The organism is Kitasatospora sp. NPDC036755 (assembly GCF_040636595.1).
Classification (GTDB): domain Bacteria; phylum Actinomycetota; class Actinomycetes; order Streptomycetales; family Streptomycetaceae; genus Kitasatospora.
Genome location: NZ_JBEZUT010000107.1, coordinates 16399 through 25185 on the forward strand (window position 1 = coordinate 16399; position 8787 = coordinate 25185).

An 8787-nucleotide genomic window follows, 5' to 3' on the forward strand; every position below is an offset into this window, starting at 1 on the left:
ACGATCCCGCGAGGGATCACCAGGAAGCCCCCGTTGTGTAGCGGCCTAGCACGCTGCCCTCTCACGGCAGTAGCGCCGGTTCGAATCCGGTCGGGGGTACTTCAGAGCAGGAAGCCGGTGGGCTCGCCCATCGGCCCTTGCTTTGTGTTGGGGTATGGTGTAATTGGCAGCACGAGTGATTCTGGTTCATTTAGTCTAGGTTCGAGTCCTGGTACCCCAGCCAGAAATTGGAAAGGCCCCGGTTTCCGGGGTCTTTTTGCTTTCCCCGCGATTGTTCTCCCGAAGGGCCCCGCTCCGTTGCGAGCGGGGCCCTTCGGCGTTCCGCGGGGCCCTTTCCGCGGCCGCCCGCGGGGACGCCCCCGGCGCTCCGCGAGGGCCGGCCGCCGGTGCGGACCGGGGCGTCCGCGCTGTCCATGCGCTAAGACTGCGGTCTCACTCCGCGAGACGCCAGTTCAATCTCCGGCGAAAAGCGCCACTCTGGACGGGAGCGGCCCGGGAGCCTCAGGGCGGCGCACACGCTTTGACCTCGACACACGAGAAGGCCGGCAACGCGGCCGGCTGGAGGGAATCCGATGGGACGGACACTCGCAGAGAAGGTCTGGGACGACCACGTCGTGCGGCGCGCGGAGGGCGAGCCCGACCTCCTCTACATCGACCTGCACCTGCTCCACGAGGTCACCAGCCCGCAGGCCTTCGACGGGCTGCGGCTGGCCGGGCGCACGGTCCGTCGCACCGATCTGACGATCGCCACCGAGGACCACAACACCCCCACCCTGGACATCGACAAGCCGATCGCCGACCCGGTCTCCAAGGTCCAGCTGGAGACCCTGCGCCGGAACGCCGCCGAGTTCGGCGTCCGGATCCACTCGCTCGGCGACGTCGAGCAGGGCGTCGTGCACGTCGTCGGTCCCCAGCTCGGCCTCACCCAGCCCGGCATGACCGTGGTCTGCGGCGACTCCCACACCTCGACCCACGGTGCCTTCGGCGCGCTGGCGTTCGGCATCGGCACCAGCCAGGTCGAGCACGTGCTGGCCACCCAGACCCTGCCGCTGGCGCCGTTCCGGACCATGGCGGTCACCGTCGAGGGCGAACTGCCCGAGGGTGTCACCGCCAAGGACCTGATCCTGGCCGTCATCGCCAGGATCGGCACCGGCGGCGGCCAGGGCTACGTCCTGGAGTACCGCGGTTCGGCGATCCGGGGCCTGTCCATGGAGGCCCGGATGACCATCTGCAACATGTCGATCGAGGCCGGCGCCCGGGCCGGCATGATCGCCCCGGACGAGACCACCTTCGCCTACCTGGAGGGCCGCCCGCACGCCCCGCGGGGCGAGGACTGGGACGCCGCCGTCGCGTACTGGAAGACCCTGGGCACCGACGAGGACGCCGTCTTCGACCACGAGATCTTCATCGACGCGAACGAGCTGACCCCGTTCGTCACCTGGGGCACCAACCCGGGCCAGGGCGCCCCGCTGGGCTCGAACGTGCCGGACCCGGCCTCCTTCGCCGACCCGCAGGAGCGCCTGGCCGCCGAGAACGCCCTGGCGTACATGGGCCTGGAGGCCGGTACCCCGCTGCGCGAGGTGGCGGTCGACGCCGTCTTCGTCGGCTCCTGCACCAACGGCCGGATCGAGGACCTGCGGGCCGCCGCCGCCGTCCTGGAGGGCCGCCGGATCGCCGACGGCGTACGGATGCTGGTCGTCCCCGGGTCCGTCCGGGTCGCGCTCCAGGCCGTGGAGGAGGGGCTGGACAAGGTGTTCACCGCGGCCGGTGCCGAGTGGCGCCACGCGGGCTGCTCGATGTGCCTGGGCATGAACCCCGACCAGCTCGCCCCGGGTGAGCGCTGCGCCTCCACCTCGAACCGCAACTTCGAGGGCCGGCAGGGCAAGGGCGGCCGCACCCACCTGGTCTCCCCGCAGGTCGCCGCCGCGACCGCCGTCCTGGGCCGCCTCGCGGCCCCCGCCGACCTGACCGCCGACGTCGCTGCCGTGGAGGCCTGAGCCATGGAGAAGTTCACCACCCACACCGGCCGGGCCGTTCCGCTGCGCCGCAGCAACGTGGACACCGACCAGATCATCCCCGCCCACTGGCTCAAGAAGGTCACCCGATCCGGTTTCGAGGGCGGCCTGTTCGAGGCCTGGCGCAAGGACGAGTCGTTCATCCTCAACCGGCCGGAGCGCCAGGGCGCCACGGTCCTGGTGGCCGGCCCCGAGTTCGGCACCGGCTCCTCCCGGGAGCACGCCGTCTGGGCGCTGCAGAACTACGGCTTCCACGCGGTCATCTCGTCCCGCTTCGCCGACATCTTCCGGGGCAACTCCCTGAAGAACGGCCTGCTGACGGTCGTCCTGCCGCAGGAGACCGTGGAACAGCTCTGGGCGCTCACGGAGAGTGACCCCTCGGCCGAGATCACCGTCGACCTGGAGGCCCGTGAAGTGCGCGCCGAAGGCGTCACCGCGGCCTTCGAACTGGACGACAACGTCCGGTGGCGACTGCTCAACGGCCTGGACGACATCAGCATCACGCTGCGGAACGAGGAGGACATCGCGGCCTTCGAGGCGACCCGCCCGGCGTTCAAGCCCCGTACTCTGCCTGCCGCCTGAGTTCCCCTCAGAACAAGCATTCTGACGATCCGCCGGATGGCCCGCGCCCCCCTCGGGGGGGCCGGGCCATCCGGCGTTCCGGAGCACGAGTTAGCGCCGCGGCCCGCCCCGGATTGCCCATTTGGCTTTGCGGAAGAGGGCCCCGCGCAAGTACAACTGCGGGTAGATGGCACAATCAGTACATGCACCGGCACCATGAACCTCCGTACGCGGGCGGCGAACCCGCGGCTGAGGACTCCATGGGCCGGCCATCCGAACGCCGAATTGACGACCGGCCGGACGTCACCTCCGCGCCAGCTGAGGGGCCGGACGACCAGGAAGTCGTAGCGCTCTACGCGCTTGTGGCCGAGCGGTTGAAGCAAGCTCACGCCCGCGTGCATGCGCTGAACGTGTCTGCCGATGCAAAGACCGCTCTCACCCGTCAACTCCTCATCGTCACCGAGACCGCCAAGCGCGATCTTCCGGAGGCGGCAAGGCGGTTGAGTCGCTTTGTACATGACCTCGACGAGGGGCCCCCGCCGCTCGACTGAGGTCGCCGACGCGCAAATCCATTGCGACACTAGGGTGATTCGCGCGTTTGGTAATTGAAAGTCCGCAGATACATACCTAACGTGCGAAAAGAACGGATGGAATCATCCGGCGCCCGTTTCCGAAGGGGAAGACGTGAACAAGGCTCAGCTTGTCGAAGCGGTGGCCGAGCAGCTGGGCGGTCGCAAGGCTGCCGCAGAGGCCGTCGACGCAGTGCTCGACACCATGGTCCGTGCCGTTGTGGCCGGTGACCGGGTTTCGGTCACCGGGTTCGGCACCTTCGAGAAGGTGGAGCGCTCCGCGCGCTTCGCCCGCAACCCGCAGACCGGCGAGCGGGTCAAGGTCAAGAAGACCTCGGTCCCGCGCTTCCGTCCGGGCCAGGGCTTCAAGGACCTGGTCAGCGGCAGCAAGAAGCTGCCGAAGGAAGGCCCCTCGGTGAAGAAGGCCCCCAAGGGCTCCCTCACCCCGGGCAAGAGCGGCGTGGCCGCCACCCCGGCCGCCAAGCGTGCCGCCACCAAGCGCGCCGCCGCCGCTGCCGCCGCCGCCCCGGCCACCAAGAAGGCCGCCGCCAAGAAGACGGCGACCACGGCCGCCGCCAAGAAGGCCGCCACCACGGCCGCCGCCAAGAAGACCACGGCCACCGCCAAGAAGGCCGCCGCGAAGTCCACGGCCGCGAAGACCACCGCCGCCAAGAAGACCACGGCGACCGCGACCAAGGCCGCCGCCACGAAGGCCGCCGCGACCAAGGCCACCGCGACCAAGGCCGCCGCGACCAAGAAGACGGCCGCGGCGAAGAAGGCGACCACCACGGCTGCCGCCAAGAAGACCACGGCCACCGCCAAGAAGGCGACCGCCACGGCCAAGAAGACGGCGCCGGCGAAGAAGACCGCCACCCGCAAGACCACCGCGCGCAAGACCTCTGCCAAGTAAGTCCCGCGCGACCGTCCTCGGACGGCCTTCGGCACAGAGCCGCGGCACCCCCCTCCGTGAATTCACGGGGACCGGTCGCCGCGGCTCTTTCGATTTCCGGGCGCTTGGTCCGAAATCCGCGGCGCACGGCGGCGCGGGGCGTCACGGCCGGTGGGGCACCGCTCCGGCGGGTCGGGCGACCGGGTGCGGCCGTCAGCCCTCGGCGGGGTCGGGGAAGGTCTGGAGCGTCACGAAGACCACCCGGCGGGCCTCTCCGGAGCCCTCGGTGCGGATCCGCACCCGCTGGCCGGGGCGCAGCAGCCGCAGGCCGCCGGCGTCGAAGGCGGCCGCGTCGAACGGCACCGGGGTCCCGTCGTCGAGCAGCACGGAGCCGGCCCGGGTGGCGGGGTCGAAGGTGAACGCGGTGGCCTGCATGCGAGCAGCATAGCGAGCGGGCCGGCCAGGGCCCGGGAGCAGGCCGGTGCCCGGCCGGTACGGGCCGGGAGGCTCCGAGCGGCGCGGGGAAAGGTGGCGGGGCGGCCTTCCGGAAGCGGCTCCGCAAAGGGCTGGGGACAGGCCCGGGACGGGTTCAGGACAGGTTCAGACGGGCGAACAGCGCGCCGGTGTTCGGGCCGAGGCCGAGCGCCGAGGCCTCGTGGAGGTCCGTCCCGGTGTCCACGTCCCGGCGCACCGACTCCACGCCCGCGAGGCGCAGTTCGAACGCCCCGCCGGCCGCGTGCCGGGCCCGTGAGCCGTCCCCGAAGGCGGGGGAGAGCGGACGCCCGGGGGCGCAGGCGAGCAGGGTGGTGCCGAGGCCGGGGGAGTCCGGCAGGAAGGCCCGGCCGTCCGGCGGCACCGCGCCCAGCACGCGGGCGAGTTCGGCCGGCCGCAGGGCGGGGAGGTCCGCCGAGAGCGCCGCCAGCGGGGAGCGCGGGGCCAGGGTCAGGGCGGCCTCGGCGCCGTGCGCCAGCGCCCGGTTGAGCCCGCCGCCGGGCTCGTCGGCGACCACCAGGGCGCCGAGCGCGGCCAGCCGGGAGCCCGCCGACACGTCGGGGGTGACCACCAGGACCCGGTCGACGCCGCGGGTGGCCAGGGCGGCGGTGACGGTGTCCAGGGCGAAGGACAGCGCCATCTCGGCCCGGTGCGGCCCGGCGTAGGGGGCCAGCCTGCTCTTCGCCAGGGCGAGCGGCTTGAGCGGAAGGACCAGCGACCAGCCGGCCATGGGTGCGAGGGGCGCGACGGGCCCGCTGGGGCGTACGGTGTCCTGGGTCATCGGCGTCATTGTGTCGCCGGTCCCGGAGCCTCGCCAGGCCGTCCGAGCTGTGCGGACGTGCGTTTGATCACGCCCGCCGGGCGGGTTGGCGCGGTTGCTCGACAGCCGGTGAGCGGGCGGGCGACACTGTTCCGCGCCCGTGACCCGGGCACCGACCGGAACGGTGCGCGGCACCGGGACGCCATGACCGCGGTAATCCGTGCCGCATCGGATGAGAAGGAGCTGGGGTGGCCCGCCGCTCGTACGCCAAGTTCGGCAACGCCGACTACGGCATCTGGTACCGCTTCGCGGCCGTGCTGGTGAAGCCGGTGACGACCGCCCTGGTGAAGCCCGACTGGCGGGGCTGGGAGCACATTCCGAAGAACGGCGGCTTCATCGCCGCGGTGAACCACAATTCGATCATCGATCCGCTGGTCTACGCGCACTGGCAGTACAACAGCGGACGTCCGCCGCGCATTCTCGGCAAGTCCTCGCTGTTCTCGATCCCCTTCATCGGATTCATGCTGCGCAAGACCGGCCAGATCCCGGTTTTCCGCGAGTCCACCGACGCCGCGCAGGCGTTCCGGGCCGCCATCGACGCCGTCAACGGCGGTCAGTGCGTGCAGTTCTACCCGGAGGGCACGCTCACCCGGGACCCGGACCTGTGGCCGATGACCGGCAAGAACGGGGTCGCCCGGGTCGCGCTGATGACCGGTGCGCCGGTCATCCCGGTCGCGCACTGGGGCGCCCACGAGATCATCCCGCCGTACGGCCGGGCCGGGTACGGGAAGGGCAAGTTCAACCTGTTCCCGCGGCACAGGGTCACCGTCGCGGCCGGGCCGCCGGTGGACCTGAGCAGGTACCGGGGGCAGGAGCTCACCGCCCAGGTGCTCTCCGACGCCACCGAGGACATCATGACGGCGATCACCGCCGTGCTGGCCGAGGTCCGCGGCGAGGAGCCGCCGGCCGAGCGCTACGACATGCGCAAGGCCGCCCGGGAGCGTGCCGCGGCCGCGCTGGCCGAGCGCCGGCACGCCAAGGGCGAGCGGGGCAAGGGCACCGAGGAGGCCGGCAAGTGACCCGCTGCGCCGTGATGGGGACCGGCTCCTGGGGCACCGCGTTCGCGCTGGTGCTCGCCGACGCGGGCTGCGAGGTCGTGCTGTGGGCCCGCCGCCAGGAGCAGGTGGACGCCGTCAACTCCACCCACGAGAACCCGGACTACCTGCCGGGCGTCCGGCTGCCCGACAGCGTGCGGGCCACCACCGACGCCGCCGAGGCGCTGGCCGGCGCCGACTTCGCGGTGCTGGTGGTGCCCTCGCAGACGCTGCGCGACAACCTGGCCGCCTGGACGCCGCTGATCGAGCCGCAGACCGTGCTGGTGAGCCTGATGAAGGGCATCGAACTCGGCACCGCCAAGCGGATGAGCGAGGTGATCGACGAGGTCACCGGGGTCGGCCCGGAGCGCGTCGCGGTGGTCAGCGGGCCCAACCTGGCCAAGGAGATCGCCAACCGGCAGCCCGCCGCCAGCGTGGTCGCCTGCTCCGACGAGGCGGTCGCCAAGCGGCTCCAGGCGGCCTGCCACACGCCGTACTTCCGGCCGTACACCAACACCGACGTGGTGGGCTGCGAACTCGGCGGCGCGGTCAAGAACGTGATCGGCCTGGCGGTCGGCATGGCCGCCGGCATGGGGCTCGGCGACAACACCAAGGCGACGCTGATCACCCGCGGGCTGGCCGAGACCACCCGGCTCGGCGAGGTGCTGGGCGCGGACCCGCACACCTTCGCGGGGCTCGCCGGGATGGGTGACCTGGTGGCCACCTGCTCCTCGCCGCTGTCCCGCAACAACACCTTCGGCATGAACCTGGGCCGGGGCATGTCGCTCGCGGAGACCATCGCCGCCACCCGGCAGACCGCCGAGGGCGTCAAGTCCTGCGAGTCGGTGCTGGACCTGGCCCGGCGCAACGGGGTCGACATGCCGATCGTCGAGGCCGTGGTGGACGTGGTGCACAACGGGCGGCCGACCCAGGAGGTGCTGCGGACGCTGATGTCGCGGTCGGCGAAGGCGGAGCGGCACTGACGGGGCGGTGTCCGGGCGGTGCCGACGGCGCCGACGACGGGGGGCGGCACCGGGCCCCGGCGCCGCCGACTGCCCGGTGCCGCTCACATTCGGGCAGGGCGTCGCACGGTAGTCTCAAACCCGATATGAGCATCGAACAGTCCTCCCCGAACCGGCCCGACCGGAAGCCGCGCGTCGCGCTGGTCTTCGGCGGGCGCAGCTCCGAGCACGCGATCTCGGTCTCCACCGCGGGCAGCGTGCTCAGGGCGATCGACCGCGACAAGTACGACGTGCTGCCGATCGGCATCACGCACGAGGGCCGCTGGGCGCTGACCAGCGACGAGCCGGCCCGGATGGCCATCACCGACGGGAAGCTCCCGGACGTGGCGAACGTCGCCGAGGGCGTCGACGGCCAGGTCGCGCTGCCGGTCGCCCCGGGCAACCGCGAGGTGGTCCTGACCGAGCCGGGCAGCGCCCCGAAGGCGCTCGGCGAGGTCGACGTGGTGTTCCCGCTGCTGCACGGCCCGTGGGGCGAGGACGGCACGCTCCAGGGCCTGCTGGAGCTCTCCGGCGTCCCGTACGTCGGCAACGGCGTGCTGGCCAGCGCGGCCGGCATGGACAAGGAGTTCGCCAAGCGGATCCTGGCCTCGCACGGTCTGGGCGTCGGCCGCTACACCATCGTGCGGCCGCGCGACTGGGAGTCCGAGGAGGGCCGCGCCGCGGTGCGCGAGCGGGCCGCCGAGCTGGGCCTGCCGCTGTTCGTGAAGCCCTGCCGGGCCGGTTCCAGCATCGGCATCACCAAGGTGAAGGACCTGGCCGACCTCGACGCCGCGATCGAGGAGGCCCGCCGGCACGACCCCAAGCTGATCATCGAGGCCGGCGTGACCGGCCGCGAGATCGAGTGCGGCGTGCTGGAGTTCGAGGACGGCCCGCGGGCCAGCGTGGCCGGCGAGATCCTGGTCGGCGAGGGCTTCGACTTCTACGACTTCGAGGCCAAGTACATCGACTCCTCGGACGTGAAGATCCCGGCGGACCTGACCGCCGGGGAGCTCGCCGAGATCCAGCGCCAGGCGGTCGAGGCCTTCGAGGCGCTCGGCTGCGAGGGCCTGGCCCGGGTGGACTTCTTCCTGCTGGAGGACGGCACCTGGATGATCAACGAGATCAACACCATGCCCGGCTTCACCCCCATCTCGGCCTACCCGAAGATGTGGGAGGCCAGCGGGGTCTCGTACCCGGAGCTGATCGACCGGCTGCTCGGGACGGCGCTGCGGCGTTCCACCGGACTCCGCTAGGACCCGCGGCCGAGGGCGGGCCGGGAGGCTCCCGGCCCGCCCTCGGCGCGTCCCGGCGGGGCGTGGGGGCGGGCGCCCCCCGCAGAGAAAGGGAGAGCGGGGGGTAGGGGAAGAGTGTTGCGTGGTGGGGGTAGATATAGGTGGTGGGCGGAT

Annotated in this window: 9 protein-coding genes and 2 tRNA genes; 9 read left to right on the forward strand and 2 right to left on the reverse strand. The window is 72.0% G+C overall.

Annotated features, from left to right (window positions below):
* Window positions 1–26 precede the first annotated feature (26 nt).
* The 6 genes from AB0E96_RS18045 (at window position 27) to AB0E96_RS18070 (ending at window position 4055) form a co-directional block, all read left to right on the forward strand.
* A tRNA-Glu gene (locus AB0E96_RS18045) sits at window positions 27–99 on the forward strand.
* A 49-nt stretch (window positions 100–148) separates the two neighbouring features.
* A tRNA-Gln gene (locus AB0E96_RS18050) sits at window positions 149–223 on the forward strand.
* A 349-nt stretch (window positions 224–572) separates the two neighbouring features.
* Entirely contained in the window at window positions 573–1997 is a 1425-nt protein-coding gene (gene leuC, locus AB0E96_RS18055; RefSeq protein WP_359824477.1) for a 3-isopropylmalate dehydratase large subunit, read from the forward strand.
* A gap of 3 nt (window positions 1998–2000) precedes the next feature.
* Window positions 2001–2597, forward strand: a complete 597-nt coding sequence (gene leuD / locus AB0E96_RS18060; protein ID WP_359824480.1) for a 3-isopropylmalate dehydratase small subunit — start codon at window positions 2001–2003, stop codon at window positions 2595–2597.
* A 263-nt stretch (window positions 2598–2860) separates the two neighbouring features.
* Window positions 2861–3127, forward strand: a complete 267-nt coding sequence (locus AB0E96_RS18065; protein ID WP_049659171.1) for a hypothetical protein — start codon at window positions 2861–2863, stop codon at window positions 3125–3127.
* 133 nt (window positions 3128–3260) lie between these two features.
* On the forward strand, window positions 3261–4055 hold the full coding sequence (locus tag AB0E96_RS18070) for an HU family DNA-binding protein (RefSeq protein WP_359824483.1): 795 nt from the start codon (window positions 3261–3263) through the stop codon (window positions 4053–4055).
* A gap of 192 nt (window positions 4056–4247) precedes the next feature.
* Here the strand turns inward: AB0E96_RS18070 and AB0E96_RS18075 are convergent, their stop codons facing one another.
* Window positions 4248–4469: a hypothetical protein gene (locus AB0E96_RS18075; RefSeq protein WP_280686257.1), complete on the reverse strand. Its 222-nt coding sequence runs from the start codon at window positions 4467–4469 to the stop codon at window positions 4248–4250.
* 154 nt (window positions 4470–4623) lie between these two features.
* On the reverse strand, window positions 4624–5307 hold the full coding sequence (gene cofC, locus AB0E96_RS18080) for a 2-phospho-L-lactate guanylyltransferase (protein ID WP_359824485.1): 684 nt from the start codon (window positions 5305–5307) through the stop codon (window positions 4624–4626).
* A 227-nt stretch (window positions 5308–5534) separates the two neighbouring features.
* Here cofC and AB0E96_RS18085 point away from each other — a divergent pair, with 227 nt between their 5' ends.
* The 3 genes from AB0E96_RS18085 (at window position 5535) to AB0E96_RS18095 (ending at window position 8634) form a co-directional block, all read left to right on the forward strand.
* Window positions 5535–6365, forward strand: coding sequence for a lysophospholipid acyltransferase family protein (locus AB0E96_RS18085; RefSeq protein ID WP_359824488.1), 831 nt, complete (start codon window positions 5535–5537; stop codon window positions 6363–6365).
* Window positions 6362–7363: an NAD(P)H-dependent glycerol-3-phosphate dehydrogenase gene (locus AB0E96_RS18090; protein WP_359824490.1), complete on the forward strand. Its 1002-nt coding sequence runs from the start codon at window positions 6362–6364 to the stop codon at window positions 7361–7363. Before AB0E96_RS18085 ends, AB0E96_RS18090 begins: the two co-directional genes overlap by 4 nt.
* Before the next feature lie 125 nt (window positions 7364–7488).
* Window positions 7489–8634, forward strand: a complete 1146-nt coding sequence (locus tag AB0E96_RS18095; RefSeq protein WP_359824492.1) for a D-alanine--D-alanine ligase family protein — start codon at window positions 7489–7491, stop codon at window positions 8632–8634.
* The last annotated feature ends 153 nt before the right edge of the window (window positions 8635–8787 follow it).